This is a genomic window from Actinocorallia aurantiaca (assembly GCF_039533685.1).
Taxonomy (GTDB): Bacteria; Actinomycetota; Actinomycetes; order Streptosporangiales; family Streptosporangiaceae; genus Actinocorallia; species Actinocorallia aurantiaca.
In genome coordinates this window covers 56,622-70,379 of the sequence record NZ_BAAATZ010000004.1, presented here as the reverse complement: position 1 = coordinate 70,379, position 13,758 = coordinate 56,622, and the positions used below count along the sequence as shown (strand labels likewise).

18 protein-coding genes are annotated in these 13,758 nt (G+C 68.1%); 14 read left to right on the top strand and 4 right to left on the bottom strand.

What is annotated here, in order from left to right:
• The first annotated feature begins 45 nt into the window (after window positions 1-45).
• From ABD327_RS06055 to ABD327_RS05995, 13 genes are all read left to right on the top strand, one after another.
• Complete coding sequence (locus ABD327_RS06055; protein ID WP_344449177.1) at window positions 46-1,224, top strand: glycosyltransferase family 4 protein; 1,179 nt, start codon at window positions 46-48, stop codon at window positions 1,222-1,224.
• Between the two features lie 110 nt (window positions 1,225-1,334).
• Window positions 1,335-1,751, top strand: coding sequence for a Cg1360 family ATP-synthase-associated protein (locus tag ABD327_RS06050; protein ID WP_344449176.1), 417 nt, complete (start codon window positions 1,335-1,337; stop codon window positions 1,749-1,751).
• A 72-nt stretch (window positions 1,752-1,823) separates the two neighbouring features.
• The gene (locus ABD327_RS06045) at window positions 1,824-2,042 is read left to right on the top strand and encodes an AtpZ/AtpI family protein (RefSeq protein ID WP_344449175.1); all 219 of its coding nucleotides are present in this window, start codon (window positions 1,824-1,826) and stop codon (window positions 2,040-2,042) included.
• A gap of 99 nt (window positions 2,043-2,141) precedes the next feature.
• Complete coding sequence (gene atpB, locus ABD327_RS06040) at window positions 2,142-2,954, top strand: F0F1 ATP synthase subunit A (RefSeq protein WP_344449174.1); 813 nt, start codon at window positions 2,142-2,144, stop codon at window positions 2,952-2,954.
• A 67-nt stretch (window positions 2,955-3,021) separates the two neighbouring features.
• A complete protein-coding gene (atpE, locus tag ABD327_RS06035; RefSeq protein ID WP_344449173.1) occupies window positions 3,022-3,258 on the top strand; it encodes an ATP synthase F0 subunit C in 237 nt (78 codons plus the stop codon).
• 32 nt (window positions 3,259-3,290) lie between these two features.
• Entirely contained in the window at window positions 3,291-3,827 is a 537-nt protein-coding gene (locus tag ABD327_RS06030; RefSeq protein WP_344449172.1) for a F0F1 ATP synthase subunit B, read from the top strand.
• Complete coding sequence (locus tag ABD327_RS06025; RefSeq protein ID WP_344449171.1) at window positions 3,827-4,636, top strand: F0F1 ATP synthase subunit delta; 810 nt, start codon at window positions 3,827-3,829, stop codon at window positions 4,634-4,636. The genes ABD327_RS06030 and ABD327_RS06025 overlap by 1 nt, the downstream gene beginning before the upstream one ends.
• Before the next feature lie 16 nt (window positions 4,637-4,652).
• Window positions 4,653-6,290: a F0F1 ATP synthase subunit alpha gene (gene atpA, locus ABD327_RS06020; RefSeq protein ID WP_344449170.1), complete on the top strand. Its 1,638-nt coding sequence runs from the start codon at window positions 4,653-4,655 to the stop codon at window positions 6,288-6,290.
• Window positions 6,291-6,293: 3 nt separating this feature from the next.
• On the top strand, window positions 6,294-7,208 hold the full coding sequence (locus ABD327_RS06015) for a F0F1 ATP synthase subunit gamma (RefSeq protein ID WP_344449169.1): 915 nt from the start codon (window positions 6,294-6,296) through the stop codon (window positions 7,206-7,208).
• Between the two features lie 4 nt (window positions 7,209-7,212).
• Complete coding sequence (gene atpD / locus ABD327_RS06010) at window positions 7,213-8,634, top strand: F0F1 ATP synthase subunit beta (protein ID WP_344449168.1); 1,422 nt, start codon at window positions 7,213-7,215, stop codon at window positions 8,632-8,634.
• A gap of 115 nt (window positions 8,635-8,749) precedes the next feature.
• A complete protein-coding gene (locus ABD327_RS06005) occupies window positions 8,750-9,145 on the top strand; it encodes a F0F1 ATP synthase subunit epsilon (RefSeq protein ID WP_425547075.1) in 396 nt (131 codons plus the stop codon).
• Window positions 9,146-9,162: 17 nt separating this feature from the next.
• Window positions 9,163-9,615 (top strand): DUF2550 domain-containing protein, encoded by a 453-nt coding sequence (locus ABD327_RS06000; RefSeq protein ID WP_344449166.1) that lies wholly within the window; start codon window positions 9,163-9,165, stop codon window positions 9,613-9,615.
• A 16-nt stretch (window positions 9,616-9,631) separates the two neighbouring features.
• On the top strand, window positions 9,632-10,213 hold the full coding sequence (locus tag ABD327_RS05995) for a cob(I)yrinic acid a,c-diamide adenosyltransferase (protein ID WP_344449165.1): 582 nt from the start codon (window positions 9,632-9,634) through the stop codon (window positions 10,211-10,213).
• A gap of 36 nt (window positions 10,214-10,249) precedes the next feature.
• On the opposite strand, the gene ABD327_RS05990 is transcribed toward ABD327_RS05995, so the two are convergent.
• On the bottom strand, window positions 10,250-10,735 hold the full coding sequence (locus ABD327_RS05990) for a GNAT family N-acetyltransferase (RefSeq protein WP_344449164.1): 486 nt from the start codon (window positions 10,733-10,735) through the stop codon (window positions 10,250-10,252).
• Window positions 10,736-10,797: 62 nt separating this feature from the next.
• Complete coding sequence (locus ABD327_RS05985) at window positions 10,798-11,712, bottom strand: sulfotransferase (protein ID WP_344449163.1); 915 nt, start codon at window positions 11,710-11,712, stop codon at window positions 10,798-10,800.
• Between the two features lie 222 nt (window positions 11,713-11,934).
• Between ABD327_RS05985 and nucS the strand changes: the two genes are divergently transcribed.
• Window positions 11,935-12,615: an endonuclease NucS gene (gene nucS, locus ABD327_RS05980; protein WP_344449162.1), complete on the top strand. Its 681-nt coding sequence runs from the start codon at window positions 11,935-11,937 to the stop codon at window positions 12,613-12,615.
• 70 nt (window positions 12,616-12,685) lie between these two features.
• Here nucS and ABD327_RS05975 read toward each other — a convergent pair whose 3' ends face one another.
• Both ABD327_RS05975 and ABD327_RS05970 read right to left on the bottom strand, forming a co-directional pair.
• The gene (locus ABD327_RS05975) at window positions 12,686-13,048 is read right to left on the bottom strand and encodes a hypothetical protein (RefSeq protein ID WP_344449161.1); all 363 of its coding nucleotides are present in this window, start codon (window positions 13,046-13,048) and stop codon (window positions 12,686-12,688) included.
• A gap of 223 nt (window positions 13,049-13,271) precedes the next feature.
• Window positions 13,272-13,595: a hypothetical protein gene (locus ABD327_RS05970; protein WP_344449160.1), complete on the bottom strand. Its 324-nt coding sequence runs from the start codon at window positions 13,593-13,595 to the stop codon at window positions 13,272-13,274.
• Window positions 13,596-13,758 lie beyond the last annotated feature (163 nt).

Below are 13,758 nucleotides of genomic sequence, written 5' to 3'. Positions count from 1 at the left end.
TTACAGTGCGACAGGTGATGGCGTCCGGGGACGGGGGTGCGGGGCATGCGGGAGTACCTGCTGGTCATCCTCACCGGGATCACCGTCACCTACCTGCTGGTCACCCCGGTCAAGAGGCTGGCGCTCCTCATCGGGGCGCAGTCCCCGGTGCGGGACCGGGACGTGCACTCCGTCCCCACGCCCCGGGTGGGCGGCCTGGCCATGTTCGGCGGACTGCTGGGCGCGCTGGTGATGGCCAAGGCCCTGCCGCACATGCAGAAGGTCTTCGAGGAGACCAAGACCGCCGAGGCGGTGATCCTGGCGGGCGGGCTGATCGTCCTGCTGGGCATCGCCGACGACCTGTGGGACATCGACGCCCTGACCAAGCTGTCGGGGCAGGTCGCCGCGTCCGGCATCCTGATCATGAACGGGGTCAGGCTCACCACGATCCCCATGCCCGACGGCGGCTCGCTGGCCCTGCCCCCCCAGTACGGGGTGCCGCTGACCGTCTTCGTGGTGGTGGCGACGATCAACGCGGTGAACTTCATCGACGGCCTGGACGGCCTCGCCGCCGGCGTCGTGGGCATCGCCGCGTTCGCCCTGTTCCTGCTGTCCTACCGGCTCGCCGACGTGATCGACATTCCGCTGCTCATCGGTCCCACGATGATCGCGGGCGTGCTGGTCGGCGTCTGCATCGGCTTCCTGGCGCACAACTTCCACCCCGCCCGGATCTTCATGGGCGACACCGGCTCGATGCTCATCGGGCTGCTGATATCGGCGGCGACCGTCCAGCTCATCGAGCTGTTCGACCCCACGCTGGCCGAGGAGTACCGGATCTTCCCGTTGTGGCTGCCGCTGCTGCTGGTCCCGATGGTCGTGGTCGTGCCCTACGCGGACATGCTGCTGGCGGTCTGGCGCCGCACCAACCAGGGCCGCTCGCCCTTCGCGCCGGACAAGCACCACCTGCACCACCGGCTGCTGCGGCTGGGGCACTCCCACCGCAGGTCCGTGCTGATCATGTACGGCTGGGTCAGCCTGGTGGGCTCCTGCATGGTCGCCATATCGTTCGTCCCGCCGAACTCCCCGGACGTGCTGGCCCTTGTGGTGGGCATCACTCTTCTCGTCGCCGCGCTGGGCGCCGCGCTCATGGTCGGCGTGCCGCGGATCATGGCCAGAAGGGCCGCCGCCGCGGCGGCCGAGGCCGTCTCGGACGATACCGATTCCTTCACCCGGCAACCGGTTTAAACGGTTGTTCACCCGCCCGTTACCCGAGGGGTAATTGCTTCCCGTCCGGGCGCTTGTGATAGCTTTCACTAAGTAGAGACGAACACGTTACGTGACCAACCGGAGTCCTCATGGAGACAACCGACGCCCGGATCCTCCGCGGCGCGGCCATCCCCACCCTGCTGGCGGGGGCGGTCGCACTCGCCGTCGGCGGACTCCTGGCCGGCGCCCAAGGCGCGGTCGGGGCGGCTCTGGGCACGGTGGTCGTCGTCGTCTTCTTCGGGATCAGCATCCTGGCGGTCTCCTACTCCGCGCGGGTGAACCCCCAGATGCTGATGCCCGTGGCGATGTTCACCTATCTGGTGAAGGTCTTCGCCATGCTCGGCCTGATCGCGCTGCTGCGCGACGCCTCCTGGATGAACGGCCGGGCCTTCGGCCTCACCGTCCTGGGCTGCACGGCCGTCTGGCTGGCTTTCGAGATCCGGGTCTTCGTCAAGACCAAGATGCTCTATGTCGAACCGGTCTCCGGTTCGGGCAAGGGCTCGTGATGATCCGGTTCTCTCCAAAGGACTATGCCAATGTGACCATCTCTCCGATGGCCTGCTATCGTCCGAGTCGCCATGGACAAGGACACTCGGCCGGAAGCCGGCTCAGGGAGTTCCAACCCCGGCGTGACCATTACCAGCCTTCTCCTGTCAGGAATGTTCTTCTACGGGGGAATCGGCTGGCTGGTCGATCGCTGGGTGGGAACCGAGCGGGTCTTCCTGCCCATAGGGATAGTCCTGGGGCTGGTAGCGGCCCTGTACCTGGTCTATGTCCGTTTCGGCCGGGATCAGTAGCAGATTCCGCCGAACAAGATTTTTCTCGTGATTCGCGGGTAGCCCCGCGCCGAAACGTCGAGGGTGTTGACAACATGCTGCACGCCGAAGGAGCCCGCTGTGAGCGCTGACGTGGTACTCGCCAGCGAGGGCGGATGCCATCTGCTGAGCGGCTGTGGTTTCCCCGCCCCCGGGCCCGAGCTCTTCGTCTTCGAGCCGATGTTCAGCATCGGCCCGTTCGAGGTCACCAAGCCGGCGTTCCTCGCGGCCATTTCCGCGATCGCCATCATCGGATTCTTCTGGGCCGCCTTCAGCAACGCCAAGCTGGTCCCCAGCAGGATCCAGAGCATGGGCGAGATGGCCTACCTGTTCGTCCGCGACCAGATCGCGCGGCCGATGATCGGCAAGGAGGGCGACAGGTTCGTCCCCTACTTCCTGTCGATGCTGGTCTTCATCTGGCTGCTGAACTTCATGGCCTTCGTGCCCATCATGCAGTTCCCGGTGACCTCGCGCGTCGCCTTCCCGGCGATGTTCGCCCTCGTCGCCTGGGTCGTCTACATGACCCTCACGTTCAAGCGGAACGGCTTCGTCGGCGGTTTCCGCAACCTCGCGGTCCCGTCCGGCCTGCCGGGCTGGGTCTACGTCCTGCTGACGCCGATCGAGTTGATCTCGAACGTCATCTTCCGGCCCTTCACGCTGACCATCCGACTCTTCGCGAACATGTTCGCCGGTCACATGCTGATCGCGGTGTTCTCCATCGGTGCCTGGTACCTGGTCAGCCCTTCGATCATCGGTATGGCCTCGGCCACCGCCTCCTTCACGATGGCCATCGTGATGACCGCCTTCGAGCTGCTGATCCAGGCTCTGCAGGCGTACATCTTCACGATGCTCGTCGCCAGCTACATCGGCCAGGCTCTCGAAGAAGCGCACTAGCCGTCAGCCCGAAAGTTCCCGACCGGTGTGAACAGCTCACCGGCCGAGTCAAGGAGAAGAAACACACATGAGCGCCATTCTCGCTGCGACCGACTCCGTGTCCGGCTCCCTGGGTGCCGTCGGTTACGGCCTCGCCGCGATCGGCCCCGGCATCGGCGTGGGTCTGATCTTCGGTAACGGCGTGCAGGCCATGGCCCGCCAGCCCGAGATGACCAACGTCATCCGGACCAACATGTTCATCGGCTTCGCCCTGACCGAGGCGCTCGCGCTGCTCGGTTTCGTCGTGCCGTTCGTCTTCCCGTAAGTCGCCACGACAATCCCGGAGGGGGACTCTTAATGTTCCTGGCAGCGGCTGAAGAGCCGAACATTTTCCTGCCGCATGGTGCCGAGCTGGTCGTCGGCCCCATCGCCTTCGCGATCATCTTCGGCATCTTCGCGTGGAAGCTCATCCCCAAGATCAAGGCCATGCTCGACGAGCGGGCCGACCTGATCGAGGGGGGGATCAAGCGCGCTGAGGACGCTCAGGTCGAGGCCAAGCAGACCCTCGACGCTTACAAGGCCCAGCTCTCGGACGCCCGCCAGGAGGCGGCCCGTCTGCGGGAGGAGGCCCGTGAGCAGGGCGCTCAGATCATCGCCGAGATGAAGGAGCAGGCCCAGGTCGAGGCCCGCCGGATCGTGGAGAACGCACAGGCTCAGATCGAGCAGGAGCGGACCCAGGCCCTCGCCTCGCTGCGGGCCGAGGTCGGCGCCCTGTCGGTCGACCTGGCCGGCCGTGTGGTCGGCGAATCCCTCGAGGACGAGGCGCGCCAGCGCCGGATCGTCGACCGCTTCCTCGAGGAGCTCGAGTCCGCCAACGCCAGCAAGGCCCTGTGATGGCGGGAGCCGTCAGCAGGGCCTCGCTGGCCGAGGTCACCGAGAAGTTCGACGCGCTCGTCGCGGGCGCGGACGCGTCCGTGCTCGCCGCCGAACTGTTCACGGTCCTGCACCTGCTGGACCGCGAGCACGGGCTGCGCCGCACGCTCGCCGACCCCTCGACCTTCGGGCAGGCCAAGGCGCAGATCATGCGCTCGCTGCTCGAGGGCAAGACCGGCGAGGTCGCGATCGAGGTCACGGCCGAGATCGTGAGCCGCAGGTGGAGCACGTCGGCCGAGATGACCGACGCCTTCGAGCGGCTCGCGGTGGGCGCCCAGGCGGTCGCCGCCGAGCGGACCGGTCAGCTCGACCAGCTCGAGGACGATCTGTTCCGCTTCACCCGGGTGGTCTCGGGCGACCCGGAACTGCGCGCCGCCCTCTCGGGCACGCGGGTTCCGGCCGAGCAGAAGGCGGAGCTGGTCAAGGCTCTGCTGGAGGGCAAGGCGGCCCCGGCCTCCGTGTCCCTCATCACCGAGGCCGTCACGCACCCGCGTGGACGTAGCCTGGAAGGCGAGCTCGACGGGTACGGCAAGGTCGTCGCCGAGCGGCGCAACCGGCTGATCGCGCTCGTCCGCACCGCGGTTCCCCTCACCGGGGAGCAGCAGACCCGGCTCGCGGCGGCGCTCGGCGCCTCCTACGGCCGTGACGTACACCTGAACATCGAACTCGACCCGAGTGTGCTCGGCGGCATCGCCGTGCAGATCGGGGACGAGGCAATCGACGGCACGATCGCCGGACGCCTTGACGGCGTACGCCGGCGGATCGCCTGAAGGCAAGGAAGGAATCATGGCGGAGCTGACGATCCGTCCGGATGAAATCCGGAACGCGCTGGAGCGTTTCGTCCAGTCGTACGAGCCCGACGCGGCCGCGCGCGAGGAGGTCGGCACTGTCACCGAGTCCGGCGACGGTATCGCTCGCATCTCGGGCCTCCCCTCGGCGATGGCCAACGAGATCCTGGAATTCGAGGACGGCACCCGCGGTCTGGCGCTGAACCTCGACGTCCGTGAGATCGGCGCGGTCGTACTGGGCGACTTCACCAAGATCGAAGAGGGCCAGCCGGTGCGCCGCACCGGTGAGGTCCTCTCCACCCCGGTCGGCGACGACTTCCTGGGCCGCGTCGTTGACGCCCTGGGCAACCCGATCGACGGCAAGGGCCCGATCGCCTCGACCGAGCGCCGCGCGCTGGAGCTGCAGGCTCCGACCGTCGTTCAGCGCCAGTCGGTCAGCGAGCCGCTGCAGACCGGCATCAAGGCCATCGACGCGATGACCCCGATCGGCCGCGGTCAGCGACAGCTGATCATCGGCGACCGGCAGACCGGCAAGACGACGATCGCGGTCGACACGATCATCAACCAGAAGGAGAACTGGCTCTCCGGCGACCCGGAGAAGCAGGTTCGCTGCATCTACGTCGCCGTGGGCCAGAAGGGCTCCACCATCGCGTCCGTCCGGGGCACCCTGGAGGAGGCCGGCGCGCTGGAGTACACCACCATCGTGGCGGCTCCCGCCTCCGACCCGGCCGGCTACAAGTACATCGCCCCCTACACCGGGTCCGCGATCGGCCAGCACTGGATGTACCAGGGCAAGCACGTCCTGATCGTCTTCGACGACCTGTCCAAGCAGGCCGAGGCCTACCGCGCCGTGTCGCTGCTGCTGCGCCGCCCGCCGGGCCGTGAGGCCTACCCGGGTGACGTCTTCTACCTGCACTCGCGTCTGCTCGAGCGCTGTGCGAAGCTGTCGGACGACCTGGGCGCGGGCTCGATGACCGGTCTGCCGATCATCGAGACCAAGGGCAACGACGTCTCGGCGTTCATCCCGACCAACGTCATCTCCATCACCGACGGTCAGTGCTTCCTGGAGACCGACCTGTTCAACCAGGGCGTCCGCCCGGCGGTCAACGTCGGTGTCTCGGTCTCCCGGGTCGGCGGCTCCGCGCAGATCAAGGCGATGCGGAGCGTCGCCGGCACCCTGCGTCTGGCCCTGTCCCAGTACCGCGACCTGGAGGCCTTCGCGGCCTTCGCCTCCGACCTCGACGCGGCGTCCAAGGCGCAGCTGGAGCGCGGTGGCCGGCTGGTCGAGCTGCTCAAGCAGGCGCAGTACAGCCCGTACCCGGTCGAGAAGCAGGTCGTCTCGGTGTGGTCGGGCACGTCCGGCGAGCTGGACGACGTCCCGATCGAGGACGTCCGCCGCTTCGAGAAGGAGTTCCTCGACTACGTCGAGCGCAACTCCAAGGGCCTGCTGACCGGGATCCGGGAGACCAAGGTCCTGTCCGATGACGCGCTGACCACCCTGAAGGACTCCATCACGGAGTTCAAGAAGGGCTTCACCACCAGCGCGGGTGTTCTGCTGGGCGCCGAGGAGCCGGTCGAGCCGCTGGCTGCCGAAGAGGTCGAGCAGGAGACCATCAAGCGCGTCAAGAAGGCCTGATCCATGGGAGCCCAGCTTCGTCTTCTGCGACGCAAGATCAAGTCGGCCCAGTCGACCGCCAAGATCACGCGTGCCCAGGAGCTGATCGCCACCTCCCGGATCTCCAAGGCCCAGGAACGCGTCGCGGCCTCCAAGCCGTACGCGGAGAAGATCACGCGGGCGCTGAGCGCACTGGTCAGCCACCGTTCGGGTGTCGACCACCCGCTGCTGCGCGAGCAGCCGGAGGACAAGCGCTCCGCGGTGCTGATCGTCACCTCGGACCGGGGCTTCTGCGGCGGCTACAACGCCAACGTGATCCGTGAGGCCGAGTCCCTGATGGCGCTGCTGCGCGAGCAGGGCCGCGAGCCCGTCCCGTACGTGGTCGGGAACAAGGGCCTCACCTGGTACAGGTTCCGCGGCCGCGACATCGGCGGGGAATGGTCCGGTTTCAGTGACCGGCCGGACTTCGCCAGTGCCGAGCGCATCGGGCGCAAGCTCGTCGAGGACTTCCTCAAGACGGACGCGGAGGGCGGTGTGGGCGAGATCCACGTCGTCTACACCGAGTTCGTCTCGATGCTGACGCAGGAGGCCCAGGTCAAGCGCCTGCTCCCGCTGCAGATCGAGGAAGTCGAGGACTCCGGGAAGGCCGGCGGGCCGCTGCCGTCCTACGACTTCGAGCCCACCGCGTCCCAGACGCTGGACCTGCTGCTGCCGAACTACATCGAGAGCCGCATCTTCAACATGCTGCTCCAGGGTGCGGCCTCGGAGCTGGCGGCCCGGCGCCGGGCGATGAAGTCCGCCACGGACAACGCCAATGATCTGATCGGCCTCTACTCGCGCCAGGCCAACCAGGCGCGGCAGGCCGAGATCACCCAGGAAATCAGCGAGATCGTCGGTGGCGCCAACGCGTTGGCCGACGCCGGCGCGGGGAGTGAATAGGAACATGTCTGCAACTGCGGTAGCGATCGGCACCGGCCGCGTCGTCCGGGTCATCGGCCCGGTCGTCGACGTGGAGTTCCCCGCCGACGCCATGCCCACGATCAACAACGCCCTCCACGTCGAGGTCCTCCTCGGCAGCGAGAGCAAGCAGCTGACCCTCGAGGTCGCCCAGCACCTGGGCGACAACAGGATCCGCGCCATCTCCATGCAGCCCACCGACGGCCTGGTCCGCGGTTCTGCGGTGGCCGACACCGGCGAGGCGATCTCCGTCCCCGTCGGCGACATCACCAAGGGCCACGTGTGGAACGCCCTGGGCGAGTGCCTGGACGCTCCTGGCCTGGAGGTCACCGAGCGCTGGGGCATCCACCGCCAGGCCCCGCCGTTCGACCAGCTCGAGTCCAAGACCGAGATGCTGGAGACCGGCATCAAGGTCATCGACCTCCTCACCCCGTACGTGAAGGGTGGGAAGATCGGCCTGTTCGGCGGCGCCGGTGTGGGCAAGACGGTGCTCATCCAGGAGATGATCACCCGTGTCGCCCGCAACTTCGGTGGCACCTCGGTGTTCGCCGGCGTCGGCGAGCGCACCCGTGAGGGCAACGACCTCTGGGTGGAGATGGAAGAGGCCAACGTCCTCAAGGACACCGCCCTGGTGTTCGGCCAGATGGACGAGCCGCCGGGCACCCGTCTGCGGGTCGCCCTGTCCGCCCTGACGATGGCGGAGTACTTCCGCGACGTCCAGGGTCAGGACGTGCTGCTGTTCATCGACAACATCTTCCGGTTCACCCAGGCCGGCTCGGAGGTCTCCACCCTGCTCGGCCGCATGCCGTCCGCGGTGGGCTACCAGCCGACCCTGGCCGACGAGATGGGCCAGCTGCAGGAGCGGATCACCTCGACCCGCGGTCACTCGATCACCTCGATGCAGGCGATCTACGTTCCCGCGGACGACATCACCGACCCTGCCCCGCACACCACGTTCGCCCACCTCGACGCCCGGACCGTGCTCTCCCGGGCGATCACCGAGAAGGGCATCTACCCCGCGGTGGACCCGCTGGACTCCAGCTCGCGGATCATGGACCCGGCGATCATCGGCGCGGAGCACTACGCGGTCGCGCAGGAGGTCATCCGGATCCTGCAGAAGTACAAGGAGCTCCAGGACATCATCGCGATCCTCGGTATCGACGAGCTGTCCGAGGAGGACAAGGTCACCGTTCAGCGCGCCCGTCGCATCGAGCGGTTCCTGTCCCACCCGATGTACGTCGCCGAGCAGTTCACCGGCCAGCCCGGTGTCACCGTTCCGCTCGACGAGACCATCTCCTCCTTCAAGGCGCTGTGCGAGGGCAAGTACGACCACATCCCCGAGCAGGCGTTCTTCATGTGCGGCGGCGTCGACGACGTCGAGAAGAAGGCCAAGGAGCTCGCTAAGTAGATAAGGCCCGTCGCTGTGGCAGCAGGCCGCGCCTTCTCGTCATACCGGGACGGCAGGCGCCGTGGCGTGACCGCTGGGGCCGCGTGCCCCAGCGGGGGTCTTGTCAGAAAGGGGTATTACCGTGGCACTTCGAGTTGCCCTTGTCTCGCCTGAGCGCGAGGTGTGGGCGGGTGAGGCCGAGATGGTGGTCGCGCAGACCATCGAAGGCGAGATCGGTATCCGTACCGGTCACGCCCCGGTGCTGGGCGTGCTCGTCGACGGAAGCCTGGTGAAGATCCACCCGACGTCGGGCGACGTGATCGTCGCGGCGGTCGGCAGCGGCTTCTTCTCCGTCGCCGACAACGAGGTCTCCGTCCTGGCCGAGCAGGCCGAACTGGGCGCGGAGATCGACTTGGTCCAGGCCCGTGAGGCGCTGGAGCTGGCCCAGTCCGGCGAAGACGGCGACAACCCGCAGGTCGTCGCCGAGCGCCGTGCCCGCGCGCGGCTGCGCGCGGCCGGGGCCGAGTCCTAAGAGAGAACCGGTACCACGTGGGCGAGCACCTGGCACGAGACATCGGCTGGGTGCTCGCCGCCGTCGTTCTGCTGGCCGTTCTGCTGTTCGGCCTGATGTCGCTGCGGCGCTGGCTGCTGGAACTGGGCGGCGGCACCGTCGAGTGCAGCCTCCGCGACCTGCAGGACGCCAACGTGTGGCGGCTGGGCATCGGCCGCTATCAGGGCGACGAGTTGCAATGGCACAGCGTGTTCGGCTTCAGACGCAGACCCCGGAAGGTGATCCACCGCCGGGGTCTCGTCGTGGTCAACCGCCGGGACCCCGAGGGCGAGGAGACGGCCGCGCTCGCCGCGGACGCCCTCATCATCGAGGTGAAGAACGGGGAGCTGTCCGTCGAGCTGGCGATGTCCCCCGCCGCGCTCACCGGCTTCCTGGCCTGGCTGGAGTCCTCCCCGCCGGGCTGGCCCGTCGATCTTCCGAGCGGGCCCTGAGCGCTAGGGTGGTGTCATGAGTCGTGATGACAACCCCGTCGTGCTGTCCAAGATCTACACCCGGACCGGCGACGACGGGACGACGGCGCTCGGCGATGCCAGCAGGACCGCCAAGACCGACCCGCGGATCGCCGCCTACGCGGACGTGGAGGAGGCCAACGCCGCGATCGGCGTGGCGCTGTCGGTCGGCTCGCTGCCGGAGGCCGTCGCCGCGGTTCTGAGGCAGATCCAGAACGACCTCTTCGACGTGGGCGCGGACCTCTGCACCCCCGTCTCGCCCGACCTCGGCTACGAGCCCCTGCGCATCACCGACGAGTACGTCGAGCGGGTGGAGGGCTGGTGCGACAGGTTCAACGAGCCGCTGCCCCCGCTGCGGAGCTTCATCCTTCCCGGAGGGGCGCCGGGCACCGCCTACCTGCACGTGGCGCGCACCGTCACCCGCAGGGCGGAGCGCACCATCTGGACGGCGCTGGAGGCCCACGGCGAGACGATGAACGGCCTCACCGCCCGTTACCTGAACCGGCTGTCGGACCTGCTGTTCATCTTCTGCAGGGTCGTGTCGGCGGGCGAGGACGTGCTGTGGAAGCCGGGCGGCTGAGCCGTCGCGAACGCCTTCCGGGCTCGTCTGGAGGGCTCAGAGGAACCGCGCCATGAGGACGTCGTCCACGAGGCGCCCCTCGACCAGGAACTCCTCCCGCAGCACTCCCTCGACGGTGAAGCCCGTCCGCTCGTAGAGCCGCCGGGCCGCGGTGTTGCCCGACAGGACGCGCAGGGTGAGCTTCCGTGCGCCCTGCCGTCCGGCCTCGGCGACGGCGGCCTCCAGCAGCAGCCGGCCGACGCCCAGGCCCCGGGCCTCCGGGTCGACGCCCAGGCCCTGGATCTGCCGGACGTGCGCGCCGCTGGGCTGCAGCACCGGCTGAACCATCCGCAGGTAGCCGACCACCCGGTCGCCGAGTTCGGCGACCAGGAAGTGCTCGGGCAGGTGGAACCGGTCGTAGACGTGGCCGCCCGGGGAGGGCCGGGGCATGACGGAGTTCTCCGGAGCCCAGGTCAGCCGGTCCAGTTCGGCGAGCCTCTTCTCGTCGCGGGGCAGCGCCTTGCGGATCCTCACCTCACCCATCGGTCCAGTCTGCCCTTCTTCTCCCGTCCGCACAGGCGAATGCGGACGGGCGGCGTCGTGTCTCAGCTCGGAGTCCTCGGGGAACCGGCCTGTTCCACCGGTTCCTTGAGGATGCCGCGTTCGAGCTGCTCCCGGCGCCCGCGCTCCCAGACCCGTCCCCAGCGCCGGTCCAGGAAGCGGTCCAGCCGGGAGGCCGGGGGGACGGGGTGGGGCGGGAAGGAGTGGATGGCGCGGAAGTCCTCGGCCAGCCGTTCGGGGTCCAGGAGGTGGCCGGCCCAGCGGGCGGCCCGCCAGGGGTCGCGGATCAGCTCGTCGTAGTCGAGGAAGGCGACGCGGTCGACGGGCAGGCGCGAGGTGCGGCGGAGCATCCCCAGCACCCGGAAGCGCAGGTTCCACCGGCCGAACGCGCTCAGGAGGGAGGCTCCCGCCCTCGTCCTCTGGACCCTGATGGCGGCTCGGACGATCCGGCTGTTCCCGGTCAGCGCCATGCCGTACACGGTGCTCTCGGCGCCCCGGGCCAGGGCGCGGTCGGCGCTGGAGTGGATGCCCGCCAGCGCCCTGCGGGTGACGATCACTCCGGCCTCGGGGAAGCAGCGCAGGAGCAGGTCCTCGCGTCCGGTGTCGGACGGGTTCTTCAGCACGGCCGTCCCGGAGCGGGCGACGATGTCGTCGGCCACCCGTCGCAGCGTCGGCGCCGCCTCGGGGTTGAACCGGCTCGACAGGCGGGCGGTGCTGCCCTGGTCGACCAGGAGCCAGCCGTACTCCTCGGGGGTCGAGGCGGTGACCTTCCGGGCGTCCACCCCCCGGTCCACCGGCTCGTCGGCCTCGACCAGGGCGCGCAGCCTCGCCGCCAGCCCGGGTGAGCCGTACCGGATCAGGTCTCCGACGGTGAACGGCTCGCCGTCCGTCGACGAGGCCACCGCCTCCAGCAACACGGTGGTTCCGCTGCGGTTGAAACCGCTGACGAAGACGATCACACCGCTCCTCCGTTCGATGATCGGACCGGCGGGCGGCCGGTGAAGATGAACAAGATGGAAGTTGCTTTGTCATAGAAGCCTGAAAAGTACGGATTAACTACAAATGTTTCTGATAAATAAACAACGGAAGTGGTGTCCGTGATCTGACACTCCGTGGTTTCTGTCAACACCACCGGGCCGAAGCGGGGGCGAGCGGGTGCGCCGGAGTGGGAGACTGGGCCGGTGCGTCTTGTCATAGCCCGTTGCAGTGTCGACTACGTGGGACGGCTCACCGCCCACCTTCCGAAGGCCACCCGGCTCATCCTCATGAAGGCCGACGGCAGTGTGTCCATCCACGCCGACGACCGGGCCTTCAAGCCGTTGAACTGGATGAACCCCCCCTGCACCGTGCGGGAGGAGGCCTACACCGACCACGGGGCCGTCGCCCGGTGGACGGTCACCCACGGCAAGTCCGGGGAGCAGCTGATCCTCACGGTCTTCGAGGTGCTGCACGACCACCGGCACGAGCTGGGAGTGGACCCGGGCCTGCAGAAGGACGGGGTGGAGGCCCACCTCCAGGAGCTGCTCGCCGAGCACATCACCACGCTGGGGGAGGGCTACCGGCTGGTCCGGCGGGAGTACCCGACGGCGATCGGACCCGTGGACATCCTGTGCAGGGACGCCTCCGGGGGGACCGTCGCGGTGGAGATCAAGCGCCGGGGGGAGATCGACGGCGTCGAGCAGCTCACCCGGTACCTGGAGCTGCTCAACCGGGACCCGCTGCTGGCGCCGGTCAAGGGCGTCTTCGCCGCCCAGGAGATCAAGCCCCAGGCGCGGGTCCTCGCCCACGACCGGGGGATCGAGACCCTCACGCTGGACTACGACGCCCTGCGGGGCATCGAGAAGGAGGGCATGCTCTTCTGAGCCCTCCTTCCCCGTACGCGAGAACGGCCCCAGCGGACCGGAAGTCCGCTGGGGCCGTTCTCATGCGAGGTCACCGCCGGTAGTGACCGCTCCTGTTCTTCTTGACCTTGTAGTTGTAGATGTAGACGTTCTGGTGCTGCTGCTGCTGCAGCTTCTGCTGCTGGTTCCGCAGGGACTGGCTGCGCCTGTGGACGTTGTTGTGGCGGTGGCGGTCGCGGTCGCGCCAGCGGTCGCGGCCGCCGTCGCAGCCCCCGCGGTCCCAGTTGCCCCAGTCCGACTCCCAGCAGTCCCATTCCCACCAGTCGTCCGCGTATCTCGCGGCCGAGGAGGCGGTCGTGGCGGCGGTCTGCGCCGGGGTCGCCGCGGTCGCCGCGGCCGGTGCGCCGAGTAGTCCCGCACCCAGGACGAGGGCTCCGATGGTTTCCTTGATCATGTCAACCTCCAGTGATGAAGTGCGACTAAACGGCATCTGTCCAGCATCGAGTATGGAGAAATGTGCAACTTGATCTTCGGTCGGTCAAAACCGGTAATGAGCCGGTTCAGCTGTCCGAAATGCCTTATTTGCTAGGTGGGGAGACAAAGAAAAAGCCCCTCGGGGACACCTGGTCTCCGAGGGGCCGGGTGAGGCCATTACCGCCATGGCCTCACCCGCGGCGTCAGCGACGGAGGCGGAAGTGGATGCCGCCGTACTGGTTGCCGCTGTAGTTGCCGTTGTAGCTGTTCCAGTTCTGGCCCCAGCCGTGGTGGCCCCAGCCGTGGTGGCCCCAGCCGTGGTGGCCGTGGTGACCGTGGTGGCCGCCGTGGTGGCCGTGGTGGCCGCCGTGGTGGCGTCCCCAGCCGCCGTCGCACCAGTTGTCGCAGTGCGCGGTGACCGTGGCCGACCCGCTGCCGGCGGTGCCGGCGGTGCCGGCGTTCGCCACGGCGGGGGCTCCGAGGACGGCGGCGCCGAGGACGAGGGCTCCGATGGTTTCCTTGATCATGCCAACCTCCAGTGATGAAGTGCGACTAAACGGCATCTGTCCAGCATCGAGTATGGAGAAATGCGCAACTTGATCTTCGGTCGGTCAAAAACGGTGATGAGCCATTCAGCTGTTCGAAATGACTTGTTCGCCGGGTGGGGAGAACAAGAAAAGGCCCCTCGGA

What these genes read in the sequence shown, in the direction of transcription:
- ABD327_RS06015 (WP_344449169.1), top strand. Translation starts at nt 6,294, where the DNA reads ATGGGAGCCCAGCTTCGTCTTCTGCGACGCAAGATCAAGTCGGCCCAG.
- ABD327_RS05990 (WP_344449164.1), bottom strand. Translation starts at nt 10,735, where the DNA reads ATGGGTGAGGTGAGGATCCGCAAGGCGCTGCCCCGCGACGAGAAGAGG.
- ABD327_RS05975 (WP_344449161.1), bottom strand. Translation starts at nt 13,048, where the DNA reads ATGATCAAGGAAACCATCGGAGCCCTCGTCCTGGGTGCGGGACTACTC.
- ABD327_RS06055 (WP_344449177.1), top strand. Translation starts at nt 46, where the DNA reads ATGCGGGAGTACCTGCTGGTCATCCTCACCGGGATCACCGTCACCTAC.
- atpE (WP_344449173.1), top strand. Translation starts at nt 3,022, where the DNA reads ATGAGCGCCATTCTCGCTGCGACCGACTCCGTGTCCGGCTCCCTGGGT.
- ABD327_RS06025 (WP_344449171.1), top strand. Translation starts at nt 3,827, where the DNA reads ATGGCGGGAGCCGTCAGCAGGGCCTCGCTGGCCGAGGTCACCGAGAAG.
- atpD (WP_344449168.1), top strand. Translation starts at nt 7,213, where the DNA reads ATGTCTGCAACTGCGGTAGCGATCGGCACCGGCCGCGTCGTCCGGGTC.
- ABD327_RS05970 (WP_344449160.1), bottom strand. Translation starts at nt 13,595, where the DNA reads ATGATCAAGGAAACCATCGGAGCCCTCGTCCTCGGCGCCGCCGTCCTC.
- atpA (WP_344449170.1), top strand. Translation starts at nt 4,653, where the DNA reads ATGGCGGAGCTGACGATCCGTCCGGATGAAATCCGGAACGCGCTGGAG.
- ABD327_RS05995 (WP_344449165.1), top strand. Translation starts at nt 9,632, where the DNA reads ATGAGTCGTGATGACAACCCCGTCGTGCTGTCCAAGATCTACACCCGG.
- ABD327_RS06045 (WP_344449175.1), top strand. Translation starts at nt 1,824, where the DNA reads ATGGACAAGGACACTCGGCCGGAAGCCGGCTCAGGGAGTTCCAACCCC.
- ABD327_RS06050 (WP_344449176.1), top strand. Translation starts at nt 1,335, where the DNA reads ATGGAGACAACCGACGCCCGGATCCTCCGCGGCGCGGCCATCCCCACC.
- ABD327_RS06030 (WP_344449172.1), top strand. Translation starts at nt 3,291, where the DNA reads ATGTTCCTGGCAGCGGCTGAAGAGCCGAACATTTTCCTGCCGCATGGT.